Here is a 25,459-nt window from a genome sequence, read left to right as displayed (position 1 = left end):
GGGTCAGGCCTGGCCGGCGAGGCGCGCGAGGAGGAGCGACTCGGCGAGGACGACCTTCTCGAGCTCGCCGAGGTCGACCGACTCGTTCTCGGAGTGCGCGCGCGAGTCGGGGTCCTCGACCCCCGTCACGAGGATCGCGGCCTCGGGGAAGGCGTCGAGGAGGTCGGCGATGAACGGGATGGACCCGCCGATGCCGATGTCGACCGGGTCCGTCCCCCACGCCGTCGCGAACGCCCACCGCGCCGCCTGCATGGCCGCGGAGTCGGCGGGAGCCTGGAACGCCTGGCCCGTCTCGCCCGGCTCCACGGTGACGTCGGCACCGAACGGCGCGTGGGTGAGGAGGTGGTCGTGGAGGGCGGCCTGGGCGGCGGCGGGGTCCTGCCCGGGCGCGATGCGCATCGACAGCTTCGCCCGCGCGCTGGGGACGATCGTGTTCGAGGCGTGCTCGACGCTCGTCGCGTCGATGCCGATGACGGAGATGGCCGGCTTCGTCCACAGCCGGGAGGCGAGGGAGCCGGTGCCGGCGAGCCGGACGCCGTCGAGCACGGCCGCGTCCGCGCGCAGGTCCGCCTCCGGGTAGTCGACGTCGGCCGCGTCCGTGGCGACGAGGCCCGCGACGGCGACGTCCCCGGCGTCGTCGTGGAGCGTGGCGACGAGGCGCGACAGGAGCGTGAGGGAGTCGAGGACGGGACCGCCGTAGATGCCGGAGTGGACGGCGTGGTCGAGGACCCGCAGCTCGACGACGCAGTCGACGAGACCACGCAGCGACGTCGTCAGGGCGGGGACGCCGACCTTCCAGTTCGTCGAGTCGGCGACGACGATGACGTCCGCCGCGAGCCGGTCGCGGTGCGCGTGGAGGAAGCGGGTGAAGGTCGGGGAGCCGATCTCCTCCTCGCCCTCGACGAAGACCGTCACCCCCACGCCGAGGTCGTCGCCGAGGACCCGGAGCGCGCCGACGTGCGCCATGACGCCCGCCTTGTCGTCCGCCGCGCCGCGCCCGTACAGGCGGGTGCCGCGCTGGGTGGGGGTGAACGGGTCGCTCGTCCACGCGCCGGCGAGGCCGGGGGGCTGGACGTCGTGGTGGGCGTAGAGGAGGACCGTCGGGGCGCCCTGCGGCCCGGGGCGGTGCGCGACGACGGCGGGCGCTCCGGGGCGCCCGCCGGCGTCGTCGACGCGGAGGATGTCGACCTGCTCCATCCCGGCCCCGCGCAGGAGGTCGGCGACCGCCTCGGCGCTGCGCTCGAGCGCGTCGGGGTCGAAGGCCGGCGCAGACACGCTGGGGATCCGCACGAGGGCCTCGAGGTCGGTGCGCACCTGGGCGAATGCCTCACGGGTGCGCCGGGCAAGCTCGTCGACGCTGGTCACCTCCGTGGTGGGGTTGGGGCAGGGGGGCGGGTCGGGCTTTGCCCCGCCCGGCGCCGGGCGGGGGCCCGCGCCCGCTCGACTACCCTGGCAGCGTGAGCGAACGCCAGAAGAAGGACGCCCCCACCTCCGCGCGACCCGTCCCGTCGGAGGGCACGGCCGGGGGCAAGGGCCGTCCCACTCCCAAGCGCAACGTCGCGCAGGCGAAGAACCAGCGTCCGCTCGTCCCCTCGGACCGCAAGGCCGCTCGGAAGGCGCAGCGCGAGCAGCGCAACATCGCCTACGCGCGCCAGCAGGAGGCGATGAGGACCGGCGACGAGAAGTACCTGCCCACGCGGGACAAGGGTCCCGCCCGGCGCTGGGTGCGCAACTACATCGACTCCCGGTGGAGCCCGAGCGAGTACTTCCTCCCCCTCGCCATGGGGTCGATCGTCCTGCTCCTCTTCGCGAGCCTCATCCCGGAGGTCGCGGTCGTCGGCATGCTCGCCATGTACGTCGCCTTCGCGATCGCCATCATCTTCGCGCTCAGCTTCACCTTCTCCGCGATGCGCAAGCTCAAGCAGCGCTTCACGCCGGACGAGATACCGCGGATGACCGGCCTCTACGCGTTCACGCGCGTGTTCCAGCCCCGGTTCCTGCGCGCGCCGAAGCCTCAGGTCAAGCGCGGCCAGCCGATCGACTGACGCCGGAGGACGGCACCGGCGCGCGCGGCGCCCGCACTACCCTGAGGCGCGTGCACCTCTACCGGGCGTTCTTCGACGCCGTCCTCGTCCGCGCCGACCCGGAGGACGCCCACCACGCCGCCCTGCGCCTCATCCGCGCGGTCGCCCGCGTCCCGGTCGCCTCCCACGCCGTCCGCGCGACGCTCGGCCGCCGCCCCGCCCGCCCCGTCGGCACGGCGCTGGGGCGGGCCGTCCCGGGAGTCCTCGGCCTCGCCGCCGGGATGGACAAGGACGCGACGACGGTGCTCGGCATGGACATGCTCGGGTTCGGGTTCGTCGAGGTCGGCACCGTCACCGCGCACCCGCAGCCGGGCAACGAGCGACCCCGCCTGTGGCGTCGCCCGGCCGAGCGCGCCCTCGTCAACCGCATGGGCTTCAACAACGAGGGCGCCGCGGCCGCCGGGCGGACCCTGCGCGCGCTGCGCCGCACCGGGCGGGGGCGCTCCGTCGTCGTCGGGGCCAACATCGGCAAGTCGAAGGTGACGCCGGCCGCCGACGCGGTCGCGGACTACGTCACGAGCGCGCGCGAGGTGGCGCGCTGGGCGGACTACCTCGTCGTCAACGTCTCCTCGCCGAACACCCCGGGGCTGCGCGACCTCCAGTCGGTGTCGTCCCTGCGCCCCATCCTCACCGCCGTCCAGGCCGCCGCCGACGCCGCCGCCGCGCGCCGGGTCCCCGTGCTCGTCAAGGTGGCGCCGGACCTCGCCGGGGCCGATCTCGACGCCGTCGCGGACCTCGTCACCGAGCTGGGGCTCGCCGGGGTCGTCGCGACGAACACGACGATCGCCCACGACCACGGCGCCGGCGGCCTCTCCGGCCAGCCGCTCCACCCCCGCGCGCTCGCCGTCGTCCGCCGGCTGCGGGAGCGGCTCGGCCCGGTGCCGACGATCATCGGCGTCGGCGGGATCTCGACGACCGCTCAGGCCGAGGCGATGCTCGCGGCGGGGGCGGACCTCCTGCAGGCCTACAGCGCGTTCGTCTACGAGGGCCCGGCCTGGCCCGGACGCCTCAACCGCGCGCTCGCGCGCCGCTGACCCCGCCGGCCGACCCCGCCGGCAAACCCCCGGCTGACCTGGCCGGGCGCGCGCCTGGGTGTCAGGAGCGTTCGGAGGCCGCCGCGATGCGCGCCGGGCTCGAGCGCCACAGCCAGACGATGCCGAGCACCGGCAGGACGAGGGGGACGAACCCGTAGCCTCGCCCGAAGCCCGACCACACGGTGTCGTCGCCGAAGAGGTCGGGCCGCGAGAGGCTGAGGGCGCCGACGACGAGCACCCCGACGAGCTCGAGCACGACGGCGGCCCACGCCGCGCGGCGCACGCGCCGCCCGTTGTGGGCCAGGAGCAGCGTCGCAGCGATGTAGACGACCGCGGCCAGCGCCGACAGGCCGTACGCGAGCGGCGCCTCCGAGGCGTTCCGGACGAGCTGGACGCCGGCCCGCGCCGAGGCGGCGAAGGCGAAGACCCCGTAGACGGCGATGAGCGCCCGTCCCGGCCCGTACGCGGGCCGGCGCGAGTCGGTGGCCGAGCCGGTGCGCAGCGCGTCCTCGCTCACGCGACCCACTCCTGCCACACGCGCACCTCCATGACGGCGATGGAGAAGGCGGCCACGAGGAGGACGACCGAGCTCCACCGTGTCCGCTCGGCCAGGGCCCAGGCGGCGGCCACCGGCAGGAGGATGAGCGCGACGACGACGTAGCCCCACAGCGTCCAGGGGTCCTCCACCGCGTGCCCGCGTGCCTGACCGACGGCCATGACGACCATCTGGACGACGAGCGCGGCCTCGACCACGCCGCCGAGGATGAGCTGGCGCAGGACGACCGCGCGGTCCCGGACGGCGAAGACCACCGCCCACGCGCCGAGGACGGCGGCGAGGACGGCGACGGCGATGGTGGCGACGAGCACCGCCCGAGCGTACCGACCGGGGACCCCTGCCAGCGGACACGACTACCATCGAGCCGTGACTGAACTGAGGCTGACGACGAAGGACCCCGCCCGCATCAGCGCTGACGCGCTCGTCCTGGCGGTGGGTGAGGCCGACGGCGGACCCCGCCTGCTCGGGGACCACCTGCCCGCCGAGGCGGCACAGCGGCTGACCCGCCTGCTGCCCGCGCTCGGGGTCACCGGGAAGGCGGACGAGGTCCTCCGTGTCCCCGCCGGTGACGGCGTGGGCGCCGGGATCGTCGTCCTCACCGGGCTCGGCTCCCTCGCCGGCGGCACCGCCCGGCCCGAGGCGCTGCGACGCGCCGCCGGCGCCGCTGTGCGCTCGCTCGCCGGGACGGCGGACGTCGCCCTCGCGCTGCCGGCGGCGACAGCCGAGGAGGTCGGCGCCGTCGCCGAGGGCGCACTCATGGGCGCCTACCGCTTCGACCGCTACCGCCGCAACGACCCGGCCCCGGTCGCCCGCCTCGAGCTCGTGACCGACCTCGCCAAGGACCGCGCCACCAAGGCCGCCGTCGAGCGTGCACGCGTCATCGCCGACGGCGTGGCGGGTGTCCGCGACCTCGTCAACACCTCGCCGCGCGACCTCTTCCCCCAGTCGTTCGCCGAGGAGGCGCAGGCCAGCGCCAAGGGCACGAAGGTCAAGGTGAGCGTCCTCGACGAGAAGGAGCTCGTCGCCGGCGGGTTCGGCGGCATCGTCGGCGTCGGCCAGGGCTCGCTGCGCCCGCCGCGCCTCGTCAAGCTCACCTACTCCCCGGCGCGGGCCAAGTCGCACGTCGCGCTCGTCGGCAAGGGCATCACGTTCGACTCGGGCGGCCTGTCGATCAAGCCGGCCAAGGGCATGGAGACGATGAAGCTCGACATGGCCGGTGCGGCCGCCGTCCTCCACGCCGTCCTCGCCGCCGCCGCCCTCGACCTCCCGGTCCGGGTGACCGGCTGGCTCGCCCTCGCGGAGAACATGCCCTCCGGCACGGCCCAGCGCCCCTCCGACGTCGTGACGATGCGCGGCGGGAAGACCGTCGAGGTCCTCAACACCGACGCCGAGGGCCGGCTCGTCATGGCGGACGCGCTCGTCGCCGCCTGCGAGGAGAACCCCGACGTCGTCGTCGACATCGCGACGCTGACGGGCGCCCAGATGGTCGCGCTCGGCAACCAGGTCTCCGCCGTCATGGGCACGGAGGACGTGCGCTCCGACGTCGTCGCGGCGGCCGACCGCTCCGGCGAGCAGTTCTGGCCCATGCCGCTGCCCGCCGAGCTGCGCGAGTCGCTCCGCTCGCCGGTCGCGGACCTGGCGAACATGGGCGACCGCTTCGGCGGCATGCTCGTCGCCGGGATCTTCCTCTCCGAGTTCGTCGGCGAGACCCCGTGGGCGCACCTCGACATCGCCGGTCCCGCGTTCAACGAGGGCCAGCCCCGCGGCTACACGCCCAAGGGCGGGACCGGCACCGGGCTGCGCACCCTCGTCGCGCTCCTCGAGGCCGCAGCCGCCCGCTGAGACGCCGCAGCCGCGCCCGCTGACCCGCCCGCGTGCCGGCGTCGACATCGACGTCGGCGCGCGGCGTCGCGGCGTGCTCCACCGCCCGCAGCCCGCAGTGGCTCGCGCGGCGCGGACCGTCTCAGCGCGCGCGGCGCTGCTGGGCGCTCCACTCGCGCATGCGCGAGGGGTAGCCGGTGAGGTTGACGTCGTAGACGGGGATGGCGAGGTCGCTCGCGACCGCGCGCGCCGCCTTCTCGTCGGGCACCCGGCGGCGCGTCCACTCCCCCGTCTTGGCGATGAGCACGAGCGTGGGCGGGTCGATGTTCGTGGGCGGCTCGAGGTAGGCCTCCACCCCCACGCGGGTCTCGACGAACGCCCGGAAGTGCTCGGTGGTCTCGGACCGGGTCCGCGCGGGCGACGGCGCACCGTCGGCCTTCTTGCCTCGTCGCTGGAAGAGCCGCATGGCACCAGCGTAAAACGCCGCCGGGCCCGCTTGTGACAAGCCGAACATTGGCTTTGGTGGTGCCCCGTCACCGGACGGTGACAAGATGGGGCCAAAGCCCGGTCCCCGGGCAAGCCTTCGCTCGAGGAGAGGTACGTGACCAACACCCCAATGGACACCGTGTACGACATGGTCATTCTTGGAGCGGGGAGCGGGGGCTACGCCGCAGCGCTGCGCGGCGCGCAGCTCGGCCTCAGCGTCGCTCTCATCGAGGCTGACAAGCTCGGCGGGACCTGCCTGCACCGCGGGTGCATCCCGACGAAGGCGCTGCTCCACAGCGCTGCCGTCGCGGACGAGATCCGCGACAGCTCCGCCATCGGGGTGAAGAGCACCCTCGAGGGCATCGACATGGACGGCGTCAACTCCTACAAGGACGGTGTCGTCTCCCGTCTCTACAAGGGCCTCCAGGGCCTCGTCTCCGCCGGCAAGATCGAGTACGTCAACGGCTGGGGCAAGCTCGTCGCGCAGGACACCGTCGAGGTCGACGGCACGCCGTACAAGGGCAAGAACGTCATCCTCGCCTCGGGCTCGTACTCCAAGTCCATCCCCGGTCTCGAGATCGGCGGCCGGGTCATCACGAGCGAGCAGGCGCTCCAGCTCGACTTCGTCCCCGAGCGCGCGGTCGTGCTCGGTGGCGGCGTCATCGGTGTCGAGTTCGCCTCCGCGTGGAAGTCCTTCGGGACCGACGTCACCATCATCGAGGGCCTGCCCCACCTCATCCCGAACGAGGAGGAGTCGCTCTCTAAGAGCCTCGAGCGCGCCTTCCGCAAGCGCAAGATCAATTTCGCGACGAACGCCCGCTTCTCCGGGGTCGAGCAGGACGAGGACGGCGTCAAGGTCACCACGGAGGACGGCAAGTCCTACGAGGCGGACCTCCTCCTCGTCGCGGTTGGGCGGGGACCGGCGACGGCGAACCTCGGCTACGAGGAGAACGGCGTGACGATGGAGCGCGGCTTCGTCATCACGAACGAGCGACTCCACACCGGTACGGGCAACATCTACGCCGTCGGTGACATCGTCCCGGGCCTGCAGCTCGCGCACCGCGGCTTCCAGCAGGGGATCTTCGTCGCCGAGGAGATCGCCGGGCTCAGCCCGGCCCCCATCGTCGAGTCCGGCATCCCGCGCGTGACGTACTGCGAGCCGGAGGTCGCGTCCGTGGGCGTGACCGAGGCAGCCGCCAAGGAGCTCTACGGGGCGGACGGCGTCGAGACGGTCGAGTTCAACCTCGCGGGCAACGGCAAGAGCCAGATCCTCAAGACCCAGGGCTTCGTCAAGCTCGTCCGCGAGAAGAACGGTCCGATCGTGGGCGTGCACATGATCGGGTCCCGCGTCGGTGAGCTCATCGGCGAGGGGCAGCTCATCGTCAACTGGGAGGCCTACCCCGAGGACGTCGCCTCCCTCATCCACGCCCACCCGACCCAGGACGAAGCCCTGGGCGAGGCGGCGCTTGCCCTTGCAGGCAAGCCGTTGCACTCCCACAACTGACCGCCGGATCGAAGGAGACACCTGGTCATGTCTGAGTCCGTGAAGATGCCCGCGCTGGGCGAGTCCGTCACCGAGGGCACCGTCACCCGTTGGCTCAAGGCGGTCGGAGAGTCGGTCGAGGTCGACGAGCCGCTGCTCGAGGTGTCCACCGACAAGGTGGACACCGAGGTCCCGTCGCCGGTCGCCGGCGTCGTGGAGAAGATCCTGGTCGAGGAGGACGAGACGGTCGACGTCGGCGCCGAGCTCGCCATCATCGGCGACGGTTCCGGCGGCGGCGGGGACGACTCCGCCCCGCAGGAGGAGACGTCGCCCGCGGCGTCCGAGGCGCCCGCCTCCGAGGAGGTCGAGCAGGCCCAGCCCGAGTCCGAGAGCAGCGCCGAGCCCGAGCAGGCGCACGAGGAGTCGACGAGCTCCGCGCCGTCCGGCTCCAGCGGCGGTGGCGGCGGCGGTGGCGGCCAGGCCGTCACGATGCCGGCGCTCGGCGAGTCCGTCACGGAGGGCACCGTCACCCGCTGGCTCAAGGCGGAGGGCGACAGCGTCGAGGTCGACGAGCCGCTGCTCGAGGTCTCGACCGACAAGGTCGACACGGAGGTCCCCTCCCCCGTCGCCGGTGTCGTGACGAAGATCCTCGTGGGCGAGGACGAGACCGTCGAGGTCGGCGCCGAGCTCTGCTACGTCGGCGGCGAGGGCGATTCCGCCCAGGAGGCGCCCGCCGAGGCCGAGGCCCCGGCCCAGCAGGAGGCCCCCAAGCAGGAGGAGGCACCGAAGCAGGAGGAGGCTCCGAAGCAGGAGGAGGCTCCGAAGCAGGAGGAGGCTCCCGAGCAGGAGGATGCCTCCGCCACGGACGGCGCCACCGCCCAGGAGCAGGCCTCGGCCGAGCAGCTGGCTTCCGAGCCCGCGGCGTCGGAGGCGAAGTTCGGGTGGACCTCCCCCGCGTCCGCGCAGACCGACAGCGCCCCGGCCGGCCCGTCGGCGAAGGATGCCACGAGCACGGCCTACGTCACCCCGCTCGTGCGCAAGCTTGCGGGTGAGAAGGGCGTCGACCTCGGCTCCCTCACCGGGACAGGCGTCGGTGGGCGCATCCGCAAGCAGGACGTCCTCGAGGCGGCGGAGAAGGCGGCAGCCGAGAAGGCCGCCGCGGAGCAGTCCGCCCAGGCGCCCGCCGCACCGGCCGCGAAGCCGACGACGGTCCCGGACGTCTCCCCGCTGCGTGGGACGACCGAGAAGATGTCCCGTCTGCGCAAGGTCATCGCCAAGCGCATGCTCGAGTCCCTCGAGACGTCCGCCCAGCTGACGACCGTCGTCGAGGTCGACGTCACCCGGATCGCCCAGCTCCGGGCCCGCGCGAAGAACCGGTTCCAGGAGCAGGAGGGCACGAAGCTCACCTACCTGCCGTTCTTCGTCAAGGCCGCGACCGAGGCCCTCAAGGCCCACCCGAAGCTCAACGCCACGATCGACGGCGAGCAGGTCGTCTACCACGGCGAGGAGAACATCGGCATCGCGGTCGACACGCCGCGCGGCCTCCTCGTCCCGGTCATCAAGCAGGCCGGTGACCTGACGATCGGTGGGATCTCGAAGCGGATCAACGACCTCGCCGCCCGTACGCGGGACAACAAGGCGAAGCCGGACGAGCTCTCGGGCTCGACCTTCACGATCACGAACCTCGGGTCCAACGGCGCGCTGTTCGACACCCCGATCATCAACCAGCCCGAGGTCGCGATCCTCGGCCTGGGTGCGATCGTCAAGCGGCCGATGGTCGTCAAGGACGCGGACGGCAACGAGACGATCGGCATCCGCTCGATGGTCTACCTGCCCCTCACCTACGACCACCGCCTCGTCGACGGTGCGGACGCGGGCCGGTTCCTGCAGACCGTCAAGAAGCGTCTGGAGGAGGGCGCCTTCGAGGCCGAGCTCGGCCTCTGAGACTCCTGCTCCGCACGAGCGCCCCGCACCGTTCTCGGTGCGGGGCGCTTCTGTGTCTCGCGGCAGGGCACGCGTAGGTCGCGCACCGTGTGCGCTGGCCCGTCAGTCGTCGATGTGGCCGCTGCGGCCCGCCACCATTCCCGTCCCGGCCTGCACGACCATGAGACCGAGCAGGACGAGGAGCGGCGTCGTCCACGAGCCCGTCCACTCGTGCAGGAGCCCGACGGCGAGGGGTCCCGCGGCGGCGATGAGATAACCGAGGCTCTGCCCGACGGCGGAGACCGTCGCCGTCTGCGCCGGCACGGAGGTCCGCAGCGCGAAGAGGCTGAGCGCGAGCGGGAAGCAGGCGTTGCCGAGCCCGAGGAGCACCGCCCACAGCCAGGCGCCCTCTGCGGGGGCGACAAGCAGACCGACGAGCCCGCCGGCGGCGGCCGCCGTGAGCCCGACCGTCCAGCGCCGCTGCCCCGGCCGGCGGGCGGCGAGGACCGGCACGACGAGGAACGCCGGCACCCCGACGAGCACGCTGACTGACAGAAGGGTGCCCGCCGTCGCCGCGTCGAGCCCCGCGTCGCGGTAGATGGCGGGCAGCCACCCGAGGGCGACGTAGAAGAGCAGCGACTGCGTGCCGAAGAAGATCGTCAACGCCCAGACACGCGGGTAGCGGAGCAGCGCACGGGCGTCCACGGCGCGCGGGGCCGCCGGGACGCTCGCCGTCGCGCTGGCGCTCACCGGTTCGGTGCCCAGCCGGGCTGCGGCCACCGGTGCGTCCGAGACCGCACCTCCGGCCGTCTGGGCGGCGACCCGTACACCGGCCGCCGGGTCGCCGGCCCGTCCGGTCGTTGGCTCGCCTCCGGTCGCTCCCGCCGCTCCAGCCCCGCCGTCCTGGGTCCGCCAGCGTCGCAGGGCGGCGAACCACAGCGCGACCGCCACGAGGCACGGCACCGCCCACACGGCCAGCGCAACCCGCCACCCGCTGTCCGCGAGGCCGACCGCCGCGGCGACCGGTGCGCTGAGCGCCGCGGCTGCGGCCGACCCCCCTGCCATGGCCGAGGTGTAGACCCCGGTGACGAGCCCGACGCGGTGGGGGAACCGCGTCTTGACGACGACGGTCATGAGCACGTTGACGGCCGCGATCGACCCGCACGCCGTCAACGTGCCGAGAAAGAGCGGCACCGGTCCGCCGGCGACGCGGACGAGCAACGACACGCCGAGCACGACGACGGCGGCGGCGATGGCGCGCTCGATGCCGAACCGCCGGCCGAGCCACGGACTGGCCAGCCCGACGACGGCGAAGCACAGGACCGGCAACGACGTGAGGACGCCCGCCGCACCCGCCGACAGCTCGACGCCTGCCTGGATCTCCTCGAGGACGGGACCGACGCTGCTGATCGCGGCGCGGAGGTTGAGCGCGACGGCGACGACGGCGGCCAGGGCGAGGCCGGCACCCGCCACTCGGGGACGCACGGCCAGGGACGGGGCGGGGGGCGCAGGCACGCCGCCATCCAACACCCTCGCGCGGCGTGCCCGGCGCACGTTCCGCGGGGCGGGCACGCGTCCGGGCCTGCGGCACGTCCCTGTGCGAGCGGGGGGCGGATCCGGGCACGCTCGCGACCCGCGGGTCCGGTGCGGTCGTGGGGCGGGCACGCGCGCGGCCAGCAGATCCGGTGCGGCCCGTCCCCGTGCCGCCCGTCCCCGGCCGTCACGCGCGGCCCGTGCCCTCCGGCCAGTCAGGCGCGGCCCATCCCCTCCCGCCCGTCGGGCGCGGCCCGGCCCGCGTAGATACCGTGAAGCATGGCTCCTACCCCTGCTCGACGTCCTCGCACGGTGCTCATGGCCGGCGCCTCGGGATTCCTCGGCTCGCACCTCGCGCGGCACCTGCGCCACCGCGGCGACACGGTGCGCCGGCTCGTGCGCCGGCCCGCGCAGGAGTCCGAGGAGGTCACGTGGGACCCGGGCGACGGCGAGCTGCCGGAGCACGTCCTGCGTGACGTCGACGTCGTCGTCAACCTCGGCGGGGTCGGCATCGGCGACAAGCGCTGGACCGCGGAGTACAAGGCCGAGGTCATCAGGTCGCGAACCGCCGGCACGTCGGTCCTCGCCGAGGCGCTCGCGCGCGAGGCCGACCGTCGGTCCACGGTCGGCGCGTCCGCACCGCGGCTGCTCCAGGCGTCGGCCGTGGGCTACTACGGCGACCGGGGTGCCGAGGTGCTCACCGAGGAGTCACCCGCGGGCGAGGGCTTCCTCCCGGAGGTGTGCCTCCAGTGGGAGGCGGCCACCGCACCCGCCGAGTCGGCAGGGGTCGGCGTCGTCCACCTGCGCACCGGGATCGTCCTCGCGCCGGGCGGTGGGGCCCTCGGACCGCTGCTCCCGCTCATCAAGGCGGGGCTCGGCGGACCCCTCGGCGGCGGCGAGCAGTGGTGGCCCTGGATCACTCTCGCCGACACCGTCCGCGTCCAGCTCCACCTCATGGACTCCGCGCTCACCGGCCCCGTCAACGTCGCGGGTCCCCAGGCCGCGCAGCAGGGCGACGTCATCCGCGCGATCGCCCGCGCGCTGCGGCGGCCCGCGCTCCTGCCGGTGCCGGGTCTGGCGATGCGCCTCGCCCTCGGTGACTTCGCCGACGACGTCCTCTCCTCCCAGCTCGTCGTCCCCGCACGACTGCTCGCCGACGGATTCGTCTTCACCCAGCCCACCGCCCGGGCTGCGGCGGACTGGGTCGCCGAGCGGGCCTGACGCGCCCACCGCAGCCCACTCACTCGCACGGCCCACCCGCCACGAGGAGCCAGGGAGCAGGTCCGGTGAGCTCGAGGCGCACGCACCGCTCAGGCTGCGCCGGCACGGCGACCCGTTCGCCGTCGACGACCCGTTCGTGCCCGCGCTGGAGCAGGACCGCGTCGACGACGGCGCCACCAGCGCTCTCGGCGACGGCCAGCACCTCGACGACCTCCGTCTCCAGGCCGTGCAGCTGCGTCCCGGTCGCCGTCATGGTCTCGAGGAGGGTCGCGTCCGCCGCGGCGCTCGGGCTTCCCGTCGCACTGACGGTGGCGAGGGCAGGGCGGTCGGCATCGACGAGCGCGCGGTCCCGGCGCTCGAGGAGGGCCGCGAGGACCGACCGGGCCACGCCCGGGTCGGTGATCGGCCCCGCGCCCACGTCCGCCGCGGTGCCCTCAAGCACACCCACGTCCGCCACGGGGTCGTCAACCACGCCCACGTCCGCGACGGGGATGTCAGCCGCGCCCGCGCTCCTGAACGCCCCCCGCTCGACCTGGACGCCCGCCACGAGCAGCACCACGCCGACGATGAGCCCCGCGACCGCCGCCCCGCGCGTCCCGTGCCCGCCCCGGCGCCCGACGTCCACCGGCCGACCGCGCCGGCCCGTGCTCGCGGACGGCCTGCCCGCTCGCGCGAGTGGCCGGACCGCGCGGCCCGCTCCCCTGGCTCGTCGGCCCCTCCTCCCGGGCCCCGACACCCGTGCCGCGGCCGCCTCACGCCTCGACGCGGGTCGCACGCGGGTGGGTGCCTCTGCCGAGCGCAGGCGGGCCTGCGCGAGGTCTGGCGGCGGTGGGACACGCACCGGTTCCCGTGCGGCGAGCGCCGGTGCGAGGCTCGCGAGGTCGCGCGCGTGCGGGCGCCGCCGTGGGTCCGCGTCGAGCGCCGCGCCGAGCAGCGGACCGAGGCGTCCCGCCGTCTCCGTCCCGCCGGCCCACACGAGCAGGCGGGCGAGAGCCCACACGTCGCCCGCCGCGCCCGCGACCTCCCCCCGGGCGCGCTCCGGTGCGACGAATCCCGGCGTGCCGAGCTCGTGGGCGACCTCCCCGACCAGGTCGATGAGCACCGGTACCCCGCCCGGCGCCAGGACGACGTTCGCGGGCGAGACGTCGCCGTGGATGACGCCGCGCTCGTGGAGGTGGCCGAGCGCGCTGCCGAGCGTGCTGAGCAGGGTCGCGAGCTCGCCGCCCGAGAGCGGCCCGCGGGCGGCGTGCACCGTCGCGAGCGTCGGACCGGGCACGACCTCGCTGACGAGCGCGCACCGCCCCTGCTCGAGCTCGACGACGTCGACGACCCGCGCGAGGTGCGGGTGCGCGGTGCCGCGGAGCACGGCCAACCGGCGCATCGCCGTCGTGCCGGCCTCGCCCACGCCGATCGCCAGGACGCTGACCGCGACGTCCCTCCCGGCGTCGTCCCGTGCCGCCCACACCGCGCCGTTGGCGCCGAACCCCAGCGGCGCACCGATCCGGTGGCCCGGGACGGTGACCACCGTCTCGCGCGCGCCGGGCCGGCGCCGTCTCCGCATCGCCATGCCACCAGCAAACCCCACCGGTCCCTCAGCCCGATGAAGTTATCCACAGGACTGGGTGCGCTCGGTGCCGGCCGTCGGGTGTGCAGCACCCCCACGCACTGCGCTGACGCGGCGGGCACGGCGGCGACGTCGGGGTGACGCCGCCACCGCATGCCGCCCGGCGCGGTGACGCGGAAAGCGATGCCCGGCCGAGCGTCCACCGCGTTGTGCCCGGCGAGGCGGGCACGCAGCGGCGGCCGGGCGACGCCGCCACCCCGCGACGCCCGGCGACGTCGAGGCGGCGGCGGCGCCCGGTTGCCCGATCCCGCGCCCCGGCCCGGCCGCTCGAGCCGTCAGTCGGCGGGGATCTTCCGCTGGAGCGGCCACCACGTCGCGCGGCCGACGTCGTGGACGAGCCCCGGCACGAGCAGCGTACGGACGACGAACGTGTCGATGAGTACGCCGACCGCGACGATGAACGCGAGCTGGGCGAGGAAGAGCAGAGGGATGATCCCGAGGGCGCTGAAGGTCGCCGCGAGCACGAGACCCGCGGAGGTGATGACGCCGCCGGTGACGGCGAGCCCGCGCCGCACACCCTCGCGGGTGCCGTGGAGGAGGGACTCCTCCCGCACCCGGGTCATGAGGAAGATCGAGTAGTCGATCCCCAGCGCCACGAGGAAGACGAACCCGTACAGCGGCACGGTCGCGTCTGCCCCGGGGAACCTGAAGACGTGGTTGAAGACGATCGCCGCCAGCCCCATGGTGGCGCCGAACGAGAGCAGGTTCGCGCCGAGGAGGAGCAGCGGCGCGACGATGGAGCGCAGGAGCAGCGCGAGCATGACGAAGATCGCGAGGAGCACGACCGGGATGATCGTGCGCAGGTCCTGCGACGCCGTCTCCTGCGTGTCGAGGCGCTGGGCCGCGGCTCCACCGACGAGGGCATCGGCGTCGACGGCGTGGACCGCCTCGCGCAGGGCGCTCACGGTCTCGGCTGCCTCCTGGGTCTCGGCGGCGCTGTCCGTCGCCACGTCGATCCGCACGTTGCCGTCCACGACGACCGGCTCCGCGTCGGCCGCGTCGGCGGGCGGCCCGCCCTCGCCCCCCGCGGCGGGCGCTCCGCCTTGCGCGTCCCCGGGGGGCGTACCGCCCTCGGCGCCTGTAGGAGCGCCCTCGGACGGCGTACCGCCCTCCGCACCCTCGGGAGGCATGCCGCCCCCGCCGCCCGGCGTCCCCGTAGCGCCCTCGGTGACGATGCTCGCGGAGCTGACGCCCTCGACCCTCTCGGCGGCCGCGACGACGCCCTCGGCACTCTCCTGGGCCACGACGATCGTCGCCGGCTGGACGGTGCCCACCGCGAAGTGCTCGGCGAGCACCTCCTCGCCGGCGACCGACTCCGTCTCGGCGAGGTAGATGTCGGTCTCGCTCGTCCCCTCGGCGCGGAAGGTCGGGACGAAGGCGGCGAGGACGAGCAGGACGAGCGCGGTGACGACCCAGACGGGCCGTGCACGACGGACGACGAACCCGGCGACCCGGTCCCACAGCCCGTGGCGCACCGGCGAGCCGGAGCCGGCCGCGTCGTCGTCCGCGGAGGTCGCTGCGGCCGGGACGAAGCGCGGTACGCGCGGCCAGAACACGGCGCGCGAGCGGCGCCCGGCGATGAGCAGCACCGCGGGCAGGAACGTCAGCGCCGCGAGGACCGAGGCCGCGATGCCGATGGCCGCCACCGGGCCGAGGCTCGCGTTCGACCCGAGGTCGGACAGCAGGAGGCACAGGAGCCCGACGATGACGGTCCCGGCACTGGCGAGGACCGGCTCGACGGAAGCCCGCCACGCCGCCCGCATCGCCTGGGCCGGGTGCTCGTGGCGCGCCAGCTCCTCGCGGTAGCGCGAGACGAGGAGGAGCGAGTAGTCCGTGGCGGCACCGATGACGAGGATCGAGAGGATGCCCTGGCTCTGCCCGTTGAGGAGGAGGACGTCCGCCCCGGCCAGCGGCTTGATGACGAGCGCCGCGGCGCACAGGGCGAAGACCGCCGTGAGGAGCACCGTGAAGGGCAGGATCGGCGAACGGTAGACGATGACGAGGATGACGAGCACGACGACGAGCGCGACTCCGAGGAGGATGCCGTCGATACCGCCGAAGGCGGCCACGAGGTCGGCGATGAGGCCGCCCGGCCCGGTCACCCACGACTCGAGGCCCGCGTCCACGAGGTCATCGTCGGCCAGCGACCGCAGCTCCTCGACGGCGAGGTTGATGACCCGCTCCTCGCCGACGAGGTCGTTGACCCGGTCCGCGTCGAGGGAGACCGGGACGAGCATCGCCTCGCCGTCCTCGGACGGCACCGCGACCGTGGGAGCGGTGAGGAACTCCTCGAGCGCACCGCCGCCCGGGAGGTCGATGGCGGGGACCGCCTCGGCGAACGCCTGGCCCGCCTCGAGCTGCTCGGGGGTGAGCTCCGCGCCGTCGGAGGCCTCGAGGACGACGAGGACGGGCAGGGCCGCGCTCTCGGAGAACTCGCGGGCGAGCTCGTCCGCGCGGGTGGACTCGGCGCTGGCGGGCAGGAACGCTGCGTTGTCGTTCTCCTGCACCTCCGACAGGGTGCCCTGGGCCATCCCGCCGAAGGCGGCGACGGCCAGCCACCCAGCCAGGACGGCGAGCAGCACGATGGCGCGGGTCACTGCCCCGCCGGTCGAGCGTGCGGATCTGCGTGCCACGGGTGTCCTCGATTCCGCACACATCCTCAGCGTGCTGAGTAATCGTCGGGCACGATGTCGGCCCGAGCAAACGGAGCTGTAGCGTTCGGGCGACCGCGAGAGAGGACGTGCCCGTGCACGATGACCCGACCGGGTGGCCGACCGGCCGTCTGCTCTCCGCTGCCGCGCGCCGGGTGGAAAGGCGCTGGGACGCCTACCTCGACCAGTTCTCGCTCAGCCATGCCAGCGTCCCCGTCCTCGCCATGCTCGCCCGCGGCGACCTCTCCCAGCGCGAGCTCGCGGACGCGATGGGTGTGACGGAGCAGACGGTCAGCCGCATGCTCGTCCGGCTAGAGCGAAACGGTTACGTCCGTCGCGCACCCCACGCGCGCGACCGGCGGCGCCACGTCGTCTCCCTCGCCGAGAGCGGCCGGGAGGTGCTCGTCCGGCTCCAGGAGTCGCCCACCGTCCGCGACATGTCGGTCGAGGGCCTCACCGCGGAAGAGGTGGCAGGCCTGCGCGCCGGCCTGCTCGCCATGCTCAAGGAGTAGCCCGTACCGCCAGGACGGCGGGCCGGTGTGACGGTCCACGCGCCCGATCGCTGCGAGCGCGTGCCGCGCGCCACACGACGAGCGCGGGCCGGGGGCCGGCGGCGCGACTATCCTCACCCCATGCGAGTGGTGCGGCTTGGCCTGGGAGAGACGCTGGTCGACTACCAACGGGCCTGGGACCACCAGCGCGCCCTGCACGCCGAGATCGCCGCAGGCGACCGCGAGGACACCGTCCTCCTCCTCGAGCACGCCGCCGTCTACACCGCCGGCAAGCGCACGGCACGGGCCGAGAGGCCGATCGACGGCACCCCCGTCATCGACGTCGACCGCGGGGGCCGGATCACGTGGCACGGGCCCGGCCAGCTCATCGCCTACCCCCTCGTGCGCCTCGCGGAGCCGGTCGACGTCATCGCCTACGTCCGCGCGCTCGAGGACGCCGTCATGGGCGTGGCGGCCGACCTCGGCGTGGCTACGGCCCGCGTGAGCGGCCGGTCCGGCGTGTGGGTGCTCGACGCCGACGGCGGGCAGGACCGCAAGCTCTCCGCGATCGGCGTACGCGTCGCGCGGGGCGTGACGATGCACGGCGTGGCGATCAACGCGTCCCCCGACCTCGCCGCGTTCGGCGCGATCATCCCCTGCGGGATCACCGACGCCGGTGTGACCTCCCTCTCCCTCGAGGCGGGCAGGACCATCACACCGCTCGACATCGCCGACTCGACCGAGGCGCACCTGCGCCGTGCGCTCGCCCCGCTCGTCCGCGCCCCGGCCCTCGCGGGCGCACGTGCCGCCGGGGCGCTTAGGCTGGCGGAGGACGTCGGTCGATGACTGGCCACGCACGCCCACGACGGATGGAGACTCCGCAGTGACGATCGCTCCCGAGGGCCGCAGGATGCTGCGGGTCGAAGCACGCAACGCCGAGACCCCCATCGAGAAGAAGCCGCCGTGGATCAAGACCCGCGCGACGATGGGCCCCGAGTACACGGACCTCAAGAAGCTCGTCCACGGCAACGGCCTGCACACGGTGTGCGAGGAGGCCGGGTGCCCCAACATCTTCGAGTGCTGGGAGGACCGGGAGGCGACGTTCCTCATCGGCGGTTCCCAGTGCACGCGGCGCTGCGACTTCTGCCAGATCGACACCGGCAAGCCGTCGGCGTTCGACCGCACCGAGCCGCTGAAGGTCGCGGCCTCGGTCAAGACGATGGGCCTGCGCTACGCCACGGTCACGGGTGTCGCGCGTGACGACCTCGACGACGGCGGAGCCTGGCTCTACGCCGAGACCGTGCGCCAGATCCACGCCCAGAACCCCGGCACCGGCGTCGAGCTCCTCATCCCGGACTTCGACGCGGTCCCGGAGCAGCTCGCCGAGGTCTTCTCCTCCCGGCCCGAGGTGCTCGCGCACAACGTCGAGACGGTGCCGCGAATCTTCCGCCGCATCCGGCCGGGCTTCCGGTACGAGCGCTCGCTCGGCGTCCTCACTTCCGCCCGCGACGAGGGCTTCGTGACGAAGTCCAACCTCATGCTCGGCATGGGCGAGACGATCGACGAGGTCGTCGAGGCCATGGTCATGCTGCGCGAGGCGGGCTGTGACCTCCTCACGATCAACCAGTATCTGCGCCCCTCCGTACGGCATCACCCCGTCGAGCGATGGGTGCGCCCGGAGGAGTTCGTCGAGCTCTCCGACAAGGCCGAGGAGATCGGGTTCCTCGGCGTCCTCGCCGGCCCCCTCGTGCGCTCGTCCTACCGCGCCGGACGCCTCTGGGGTCGCGCGATGGTCAAGCGCGGCCAGCCGGTTCCCGCGCACCTCGCGCACCTCACCGAGGAGACGACGTCGCGCCAGGAGGCAGCCTCGGTCGTGGCGCTCGCGCGATAGCTCTCGCCCGCGGTCGGGGAGACGTGCGTTGCGCCGGGTCTTCCATCCGCCGCTCGTTCCTCGCGGCTCCCGCCAGACCCACCACGACCCGGCGCAACGCACGTCTCCCCCTGGGCCGCGTCCGCCATCCGCCGCTCGTTCCTCGCGGCTCCCGCCAGACCCACCACGACCCGGCGCAACGCACGTCTCCCCCTGGGTCGCGTCCGCCATCCGCCGCTCGTTCCTCGCGGCTCCCGCCAGACCCACCACGACCCGGCGCAACGCACGTTTCTCACCGGGCCGCCTCCGCCGTCTGCCGCTCGTTCCTCGCGGCACCCGTAGGCGCGTCCGCTGGCCGGTAACTCGACCGGTAGAATCGCCGATCATGGCCCGGAAGAAGTCTGAAGACACCCGCGCGGACGGCGCGAAGGCACCCAAGCCCAAGAAGCAGCGGTGGTACCGCCAGCTCTGGGACGTCTACAAGATGACGCGGACGGCCCAGCCGTCCATCACGTGGTGGCTCATCGGGGTCTTCGTCGGCGTCGTGGCGCTCGGCGTCGTCGTCGGCCTGCTGCTCGACCAGGTGCTCTACATGGTCCTGCTGAGCATCCCGATCGCCGTCATCGGCGTCATGCTGCTGCTCGCCCGTCGCGCGGAGAAGGCCGCCTACGCGCGGATCGCCGGCACGCCCGGCGCCACCGGTTCCGCCCTCGGCACCATCCGGCGCGGCTGGAACCTCGAGGAGCAGCCTGTCGCGATCGACCCCCGCACCCAGGACCTCGTCTTCCGCGCCGTCGGCCGCCCCGGTGTCGTCCTCATCAGCGAGGGCCCGAGCCACCGCGCGAAGCGCCTGCTGGACACGGAGCGCCGCAAGGTCGCGCGCGTCGTCCCCAACGTGACGATCCACCTGCTCCAGGTGGGCGACGACGAGGGTCAGATCCCGCTCGCCAAGATCACCAAGAAGGTCCAGAAGCTCAAGAACACGCTGACGAAGGCCGAGGTCGCCGAGGTGTCCAAGCGTCTGCGGGCGCTGAGCCAGACGCGGATGCCCATTCCCAAGGGCGTCGACCCTATGCGCGCCCGTCCCGACCGCAAGGGCATGCGCGGCCGCTGAGCCGGCGCCCGGCCAGCGACGGGCTGCGCCGACCAGGGCTGAGCCGGCGCCGGCACGCGCGCACAGAGCGGGTCCGGAGCACGCTCGCGACCGCTGGGCCGACGCCGCACGCGTGAGACCGCACCTTCGAGGGTGAGACCGCACCTCCCAGCAGGGGTCGCGGCCCAGAAAGGTGCGGTCTGACGGAGGGCGGCAGCCCAGCGACCGCCGTCGGACACCTGCGCCGACCGCCGTCGGACACCTGCGACGTCAGCGGCGGGTGATGACCGTGCCGGCCCAGACGTCGTGCAGGCCGCGGCCGTCGGTGCCCCACACGACGGCCGGGATGACGAGGCAGAGCGCGACGGTGCGGATCGCCGCCCGTCCCGGTCCCGGGCGCCCGCCGAGCCCACGGACGACGAGCCCGAGCACTGTGTGCCCGATCGTCGCGCCCGTGAGCGAGATGAGGATCCACGTCATGAGGGCGAACACGCCGAGGGTCGCCAGCTCGTGGAAGTCGAAGAAGCCGGCCGAGATCGCTGAGGCGATGGCCCAGTCGACGAGGAGGGCGAGGATCCGCCGGCCCAGTCCTGCGGTCTGCAACCCTCGTTCGTTCACCCGGCGAGTTTACGTGCCGGCCACGGACGGCCCGTCACTGCGTAACATGCCGGACACATTGGAGTGACACCTGCGAAACCCCGCGTCGCTAACGTCGGGGCGTGCCAGGCAGGGTGCGCGGTCGCCCACCTGCTGACCAGATAACCATGAGGAGCTGCGGATGTTCACCAGTGCCGAGGAGGCCATCGCCTTCACCAAGGAGCAGGGCGTCAAGTTCGTCGACGTCCGGTTCTGTGACCTGCCCGGGAAGATGCAGCACTTCAACATCCCGGTCGAGGCGTTCAACGAGGACGCCTTCACCGACGGGCTGATGTTCGACGGCTCGTCCATCCGCGGCTTCCAGGCGATCCACGAGTCGGACATGAAGCTCGTGCCGGACGTCTCGAGCGCGTTCGTCGACCCGTTCCGCAAGCAGAAGACGCTCGTCGTCAACTTCTCCATCGTCGACCCGTTCACCGACGAGGCGTACTCCCGCGACCCGCGCAACATCGCGGCCAAGGCCGAGGCGTACCTGCGCAGCACCGGCATCGCGGACACGGTCTACTTCGGCGCAGAGGCCGAGTTCTACCTCTTCGACGACGTGCGCTTCTCGACGAACCAGCACTCGAGCTTCTACCACATCGACTCCGCCGAGGCCGCGTGGAACACCGGCCGCGTGGAGGAGGGCGGGAACCTCGGGTACAAGACCCAGTACAAGGGCGGCTACTTCCCCGTCTCCCCCAACGACCAGTTCGCCGACCTGCGCGACGAGATGGTCTCGGTGCTGCAGGAGGTGGGCCTCGAGGTCGAGCGCGCGCACCACGAGGTGGGCACCGCCGGTCAGCAGGAGATCAACTACCGGTTCTCCACGCTCCTCGCCTCGGGCGACGACCTCATGAAGTTCAAGTACGTCATCAAGAACGTCGCGTGGGAGGCGAACAAGTCCGCCACCTTCATGCCGAAGCCGATCTTCGGTGACAACGGCTCGGGCATGCACTCGCACCAGAGCCTGTGGAAGGACGGCAAGCCGCTGTTCTTCGACGAGCGCGGCTACGGCGGCCTGTCGGACATGGCCCGCTGGTACATCGGCGGCCTCCTCAAGCACGCGCCCTCACTGCTCGCCTTCACGAACCCGTCGGTCAACTCGTTCCACCGGCTCGTGCCCGGCTACGAGGCGCCCGTCAACCTCGTCTACTCGGCCCGCAACCGCTCCGCGTGCATCCGCATCCCCGTGACCGGCGCCTCCCCCAAGGCCAAGCGCGTCGAGTTCCGCGTGCCGGACCCGTCGGCGAACCCCTACCTCGCGTTCTCCGCGATGCTCATGGCCGGCCTCGACGGCATCAAGAACCGCATCGAGCCCCCGGAGCCGGTCGACAAGGACCTCTACGAGCTCCCGCCGGAGGAGCACGCGAAGATCCAGCAGGTCCCGGACTCCCTCACCGGCGTGCTCGACGCGCTCGAGGCGGACCACGACTACCTCACCGAGGGCGGCGTCTTCACGCCCGACCTCATCGAGACGTGGATCGACTACAAGCGTGCGCACGAGGTCGACCCGCTGCGCCTGCGCCCGCACCCCCACGAGTTCGAGCTCTACTACGACATCTGATCCGTCCCGGGCCTGAGCCCGGCACGCACAGCACGACGACGACGGCGGGTCCCTTCACCGGGGCCCGCCGTCGGCACATTCCCGGCCCCCTTCCCCGGCCACCTCCCCCGGCACGCCCCCGTCGCCGTCCTCACGCGCACACGCCCACCTCTCCCTTGCTCGTGATCATGCACAAGTGCCGGCGGCACTCCGCATGATCACGACGGTGGAAGGAGGAACCGGGCGGACGGGTCGGGCGGGCGTGGATTCGCGGGCGGCCGACGGTGGAGGCACCGCGCTCAGTCGCGCGGCATCTCTGCATGATCACGAGAGCAGGGACGCGAGCGGGGCGGAGGTCAGTCGAAGAAGACCCGCTCGACGACGGCGCGCGCCCGGCGGGCGGCGCGGAGGTAGTCCTCCTCGAGCTCCGGGCCCTCGCCCGGCCCGTACCCGAGCACCCGGGAGACCCCGGCGAGCTCGAGCCGCTCGTGCGGCAGGACGTCGACCTTGGCGCCGGTCAGCCGGCCCGTGAAGAGCGCGATGGCGCTGCGGATGCGCGAGGCGAGGGTCCAGGCGTCCGCGAGGAGCTCGGCGTCGGCGCGCTCGACGAGGCCGGCGTCGCTCGCCGCGTGGAGGGCGGCGAGGGTCGACGGCGTGCGCAGGCCCGGCACGGCGTGCCCGTGCTGGAGCTGGAGCCACTGGGCGGTCCACTCGACGTCGCTCAGGCCGCCGCGGCCGAGCTTGAGGTGCCGGGTCGGCGGCACGCCGCGCGGCATCCGCTCGGACTCCACCCGCGCCTTGATCCGGCGCAGGTCGCGCATCTCCCCGGGGGCGAGCCCCCCGTCGGCGTAGCGCACCGGGTCGATGAGCGCGACGAACCGGTCCCCGAGCTCGGTGTCCCCGGCCACGGGGCGGGCGCGCAGCAGTGCCTGGCGCTCCCACGGCTCGGCCCAGCGCTGGTAGTACTCGGCGTAGGAGCCGAAGGACCGGATGATCGGGCCGCTACGCCCCTCGGGCCGTAGCGCGGAGTCGACGGGGAACGCCGGCTCCCGCCCCGGGTCGCCCAGGAGGGCACGCACGCGGCCCGCGACGCCGAGGGCGACCTGCTGGGCGCGTGCCTCGTCCACGCCCTCGCGCGGCTCGTGGACGAAGAGGACGTCGGCATCGGAGGCGTAGCTCATCTCCGCGCCGCCGAGCCGTCCCATCGCCACGACGAGGAACCGGGACAGGGGCTCGTCCAGCCCGTGGGTCTCGAGGGACTCGGCCGTCGCCACCCGCACCGCCGCCTCGAGGGCGATCTCCGCGACGGGGGTGAGGACGGAGGCGTCCCGTCCGCCGCGGATGCCGTCGAGGACGTCCCCGATGCCGGCCCGCGTCATCTCCCGGCGCCGCAGGTAGCGCACGGCGGCGGCCGACTCGGCGGGATCCGTCCGGCGTGCGAGGACCGCGCGCATCTCCGCCTCGAGGCTCTCGCGGCTGCGCGGGAGGAGGTCGCCGTCGTCGCCCAGCCAGGCGACGGCGTCGGGCAGGCTCTCGAACCCCTCGGCGAGGAACCGGCTGCGGGACAGGAGCCGCGCGAGGCGGGGCGCGGCGGCGCCGGAGTCACGCAGCAGCCCCAGGTACCAGGGGTTGCGGCCCATGGCCTCGGACAGCTTGCGGAAGGCGAGGAGGGCGCCGTCGGGATCGGGGCCCTCGGCGAACCAGCCGAGCATGACGGGCAGCAGCTGGCGCTGGATCGAGGCAGTGCGGGAGATCCCTGCGGTCAGCGCCGCGATGTGCCGCACGGCGCCGTCGGGGTCCCGGTAGCCGCTGGCGGTGAGGCGCGCCCGGGCCGCCTCCGGCCCGAGCGCGAGGTCCTCCGGCGCGAGGCGCGCGGCCTGCGGCAGGAGCGGACGGTAGAAGATCTCCTCGTGCAGCGCGCGGACCTCCCGGCGCACGGCACGCCAGCGCTTCTCGAGGGACTCCCCGTCGCGGACGTCCCCGACGCCGATGGAGCGTCCGAGCCGGCGCAGGTCCGCCTCGTCCGTGGGCACGAGGTGGGTGCGGCGCAGCCGGTAGAGCTGGATCCGGTGCTCGAGGACCCGGAGGAAGCGGTAGCTCTCGTCCATCTTGACCGCCGGGCCGCGGCCCACGTAGCCGGTCTCAGCGAGCGCCGCGAGGGCGGCGAGGGTCGTCGCGGACCGGATGGTCTCGTCCGTGCGCCCGTGGACGAGCTGGATGAGCTGGACGGTGAACTCGACGTCGCGCAGACCCCCGCGGCCCAGCTTGAGCTGGCGCTCGGCCTCCGCGGCGGGGATGTGGTCCTCGACGCGCCGGCGCATCGCCTGCGAGTCCTCGACGAAGTTCTCGCGCTCGGCGGCGGACCACACGAGCGGCGCGACCGCCTCGACGTAGGCGGTGCCGAGCGCGACGTCCCCGGCGACGGGCCGCGCCTTGAGCAGCGCCTGGAACTCCCACGTGCTCGCCCACCGCTCGTAGTACGCGAGGTGCGAGGCGAGCGTGCGCACGAGCGGGCCGTCCTTGCCCTCGGGGCGCAGGTTCGCGTCGACCGGCCACAGGGGCGGCTCTCCGCCCGCGCCCGCGCACGCTCGGGCGAGCGAGGCCGCCAGCTTCGTGCCGACGGCGGTGACCTCGTGCTCGTCCAGGCCCTCCCGGGCGGGGGCGACGACGTAGATGACGTCGACGTCGGAGACGTAGTTGAGCTCGCGGCCACCGGTCTTGCCCATCCCGAGGACGGCGAGGCGGACCTGCTCGGCGCGCTCGCCGACGTCGGCCCGCGCGACGGCGAGGGCGGCATCGAGCGCGGCGCCGGCGAGGTCCGCCAGGGCGGCGGCGACCTTCGGCAGGTCGCCGAGCGGGTCGGGGCTCGTGAGGTCCGCCGCGGCCACCTCGAGCAGACGCTGGCGGTAGAGCCGGCGCATGGCACTGACCCCGGCGGCGCCGCCGATGGTCGCCACGGGGAGTTCGGCCGCGGGATCCGCCCCGACGGCGCGGAGCGCGCGCTCCCGCTCGTCCGCAGGAAGGAGGTCGAGGACGGGCACCTCGCCCGGGCGGTCGGCGAGGAGCGCGACGTCCCCCGGCCGGGAGACGAGCATGTCCCCCAGTGCGCTCGAGGCCCCGAGGACGGCGAGGAGCCGCCGGCGGTGCCCGCCGTCCTCGGCAAGGATCCCGCCGAGGTCGAGCGGCGGCGCCCCGCCGGCGCCGCACGCCTCCGCGAGCCGGACGAGCGCTAGCAGCGCGAGGTCAGGGTCCGCCGTCACGGCGAGGGCCTCGGGCAGGGACGCGCCTGCCTCCTCCGCGCGCGCGACGTGGTCGGCGAGCACGGCGTCGTCGAGCAGCGACTGCGCCCGTGCGGCGTCGGTGAACCCGAGCCGCACGAGCTGCGAGCCGCGCGAGGATGGCCGCAT

The 25,459-nt window shown here is 73.9% G+C and carries 20 protein-coding genes; 11 read left to right on the top strand and 9 right to left on the bottom strand.

What is annotated here, in order from left to right; all coding sequences use genetic code 11:
* Positions 1-3: 3 nt before the first annotated feature.
* Positions 4-1,365 carry a dipeptidase gene (locus V2J63_RS05915; RefSeq protein ID WP_331230081.1) on the bottom strand — a complete coding sequence of 454 codons (1,362 nt, stop codon included), beginning with the start codon at positions 1,363-1,365 and terminating at the stop codon, positions 4-6.
* Between the two features lie 92 nt (positions 1,366-1,457).
* Between V2J63_RS05915 and V2J63_RS05910 the strand changes: the two genes are divergently transcribed.
* Complete coding sequence (locus V2J63_RS05910; protein WP_331230080.1) at positions 1,458-2,045, top strand: DUF3043 domain-containing protein; 588 nt, start codon at positions 1,458-1,460, stop codon at positions 2,043-2,045.
* A 50-nt stretch (positions 2,046-2,095) separates the two neighbouring features.
* Positions 2,096-3,118 (top strand): quinone-dependent dihydroorotate dehydrogenase, encoded by a 1,023-nt coding sequence (locus V2J63_RS05905; protein WP_331230079.1) that lies wholly within the window; start codon positions 2,096-2,098, stop codon positions 3,116-3,118.
* A gap of 61 nt (positions 3,119-3,179) precedes the next feature.
* Here the strand turns inward: V2J63_RS05905 and V2J63_RS05900 are convergent, their stop codons facing one another.
* Together V2J63_RS05900 and V2J63_RS05895 are read right to left on the bottom strand one after the other, a co-directional pair.
* The gene (locus V2J63_RS05900) at positions 3,180-3,635 is read right to left on the bottom strand and encodes a hypothetical protein (RefSeq protein WP_331230078.1); all 456 of its coding nucleotides are present in this window, start codon (positions 3,633-3,635) and stop codon (positions 3,180-3,182) included.
* Positions 3,632-3,985: a hypothetical protein gene (locus V2J63_RS05895; protein WP_331230077.1), complete on the bottom strand. Its 354-nt coding sequence runs from the start codon at positions 3,983-3,985 to the stop codon at positions 3,632-3,634. Before V2J63_RS05895 ends, V2J63_RS05900 begins: the two co-directional genes overlap by 4 nt.
* 55 nt (positions 3,986-4,040) lie before the next feature.
* Here V2J63_RS05895 and V2J63_RS05890 point away from each other — a divergent pair, with 55 nt between their 5' ends.
* Positions 4,041-5,516 (top strand): leucyl aminopeptidase, encoded by a 1,476-nt coding sequence (locus V2J63_RS05890; protein ID WP_331230076.1) that lies wholly within the window; start codon positions 4,041-4,043, stop codon positions 5,514-5,516.
* Positions 5,517-5,637: 121 nt separating this feature from the next.
* Here V2J63_RS05890 and V2J63_RS05885 read toward each other — a convergent pair whose 3' ends face one another.
* Positions 5,638-5,961 carry an oxidoreductase gene (locus V2J63_RS05885; protein WP_331230075.1) on the bottom strand — a complete coding sequence of 108 codons (324 nt, stop codon included), beginning with the start codon at positions 5,959-5,961 and terminating at the stop codon, positions 5,638-5,640.
* Positions 5,962-6,111: 150 nt separating this feature from the next.
* Here V2J63_RS05885 and lpdA point away from each other — a divergent pair, with 150 nt between their 5' ends.
* Both lpdA and sucB read left to right on the top strand, forming a co-directional pair.
* Positions 6,112-7,485 carry a dihydrolipoyl dehydrogenase gene (gene lpdA / locus V2J63_RS05880; RefSeq protein ID WP_331230140.1) on the top strand — a complete coding sequence of 458 codons (1,374 nt, stop codon included), beginning with the start codon at positions 6,112-6,114 and terminating at the stop codon, positions 7,483-7,485.
* Positions 7,486-7,512: 27 nt separating this feature from the next.
* Positions 7,513-9,408, top strand: a complete 1,896-nt coding sequence (gene sucB, locus V2J63_RS05875) for a 2-oxoglutarate dehydrogenase, E2 component, dihydrolipoamide succinyltransferase (protein ID WP_331230074.1) — start codon at positions 7,513-7,515, stop codon at positions 9,406-9,408.
* A gap of 102 nt (positions 9,409-9,510) precedes the next feature.
* Here sucB and V2J63_RS05870 read toward each other — a convergent pair whose 3' ends face one another.
* Positions 9,511-10,902, bottom strand: coding sequence for an MFS transporter (locus tag V2J63_RS05870; protein WP_331230073.1), 1,392 nt, complete (start codon positions 10,900-10,902; stop codon positions 9,511-9,513).
* Between the two features lie 297 nt (positions 10,903-11,199).
* Between V2J63_RS05870 and V2J63_RS05865 the strand changes: the two genes are divergently transcribed.
* The gene (locus tag V2J63_RS05865) at positions 11,200-12,141 is read left to right on the top strand and encodes a TIGR01777 family oxidoreductase (RefSeq protein ID WP_331230072.1); all 942 of its coding nucleotides are present in this window, start codon (positions 11,200-11,202) and stop codon (positions 12,139-12,141) included.
* A gap of 19 nt (positions 12,142-12,160) precedes the next feature.
* On the opposite strand, the gene V2J63_RS05860 is transcribed toward V2J63_RS05865, so the two are convergent.
* Together V2J63_RS05860 and V2J63_RS05855 are read right to left on the bottom strand one after the other, a co-directional pair.
* Positions 12,161-13,708 (bottom strand): serine/threonine-protein kinase, encoded by a 1,548-nt coding sequence (locus V2J63_RS05860; RefSeq protein WP_331230071.1) that lies wholly within the window; start codon positions 13,706-13,708, stop codon positions 12,161-12,163.
* 332 nt (positions 13,709-14,040) lie between these two features.
* Positions 14,041-16,422, bottom strand: coding sequence for an MMPL family transporter (locus V2J63_RS05855; RefSeq protein WP_434056282.1), 2,382 nt, complete (start codon positions 16,420-16,422; stop codon positions 14,041-14,043).
* Between the two features lie 89 nt (positions 16,423-16,511).
* Between V2J63_RS05855 and V2J63_RS05850 the strand changes: the two genes are divergently transcribed.
* The 4 genes from V2J63_RS05850 (at position 16,512) to V2J63_RS05835 (ending at position 19,891) form a co-directional block, all read left to right on the top strand.
* The gene (locus V2J63_RS05850; protein WP_331230069.1) at positions 16,512-16,928 is read left to right on the top strand and encodes a MarR family winged helix-turn-helix transcriptional regulator; all 417 of its coding nucleotides are present in this window, start codon (positions 16,512-16,514) and stop codon (positions 16,926-16,928) included.
* Positions 16,929-17,048: 120 nt separating this feature from the next.
* On the top strand, positions 17,049-17,753 hold the full coding sequence (lipB, locus tag V2J63_RS05845; RefSeq protein ID WP_331230068.1) for a lipoyl(octanoyl) transferase LipB: 705 nt from the start codon (positions 17,049-17,051) through the stop codon (positions 17,751-17,753).
* Positions 17,754-17,790: 37 nt separating this feature from the next.
* Positions 17,791-18,798, top strand: a complete 1,008-nt coding sequence (lipA, locus tag V2J63_RS05840) for a lipoyl synthase (RefSeq protein ID WP_331230067.1) — start codon at positions 17,791-17,793, stop codon at positions 18,796-18,798.
* A gap of 364 nt (positions 18,799-19,162) precedes the next feature.
* Entirely contained in the window at positions 19,163-19,891 is a 729-nt protein-coding gene (locus V2J63_RS05835; RefSeq protein ID WP_331230066.1) for a DUF4191 domain-containing protein, read from the top strand.
* A 249-nt stretch (positions 19,892-20,140) separates the two neighbouring features.
* On the opposite strand, the gene V2J63_RS05830 is transcribed toward V2J63_RS05835, so the two are convergent.
* Positions 20,141-20,488 (bottom strand): RDD family protein, encoded by a 348-nt coding sequence (locus tag V2J63_RS05830; RefSeq protein WP_331230065.1) that lies wholly within the window; start codon positions 20,486-20,488, stop codon positions 20,141-20,143.
* 160 nt (positions 20,489-20,648) lie between these two features.
* Between V2J63_RS05830 and glnA the strand changes: the two genes are divergently transcribed.
* The gene (glnA, locus tag V2J63_RS05825) at positions 20,649-22,073 is read left to right on the top strand and encodes a type I glutamate--ammonia ligase (protein ID WP_331230064.1); all 1,425 of its coding nucleotides are present in this window, start codon (positions 20,649-20,651) and stop codon (positions 22,071-22,073) included.
* A gap of 335 nt (positions 22,074-22,408) precedes the next feature.
* On the opposite strand, the gene V2J63_RS05820 is transcribed toward glnA, so the two are convergent.
* Positions 22,409-25,459: a bifunctional [glutamine synthetase] adenylyltransferase/[glutamine synthetase]-adenylyl-L-tyrosine phosphorylase gene (locus V2J63_RS05820; protein ID WP_331230063.1), complete on the bottom strand. Its 3,051-nt coding sequence runs from the start codon at positions 25,457-25,459 to the stop codon at positions 22,409-22,411.

Source organism: Georgenia wangjunii, assembly GCF_036421975.1.
GTDB classification, from domain to species: Bacteria; Actinomycetota; Actinomycetes; order Actinomycetales; family Actinomycetaceae; genus Georgenia_A; species Georgenia_A wangjunii.
This window is presented reverse-complemented; position numbering and strand designations above follow the sequence as displayed.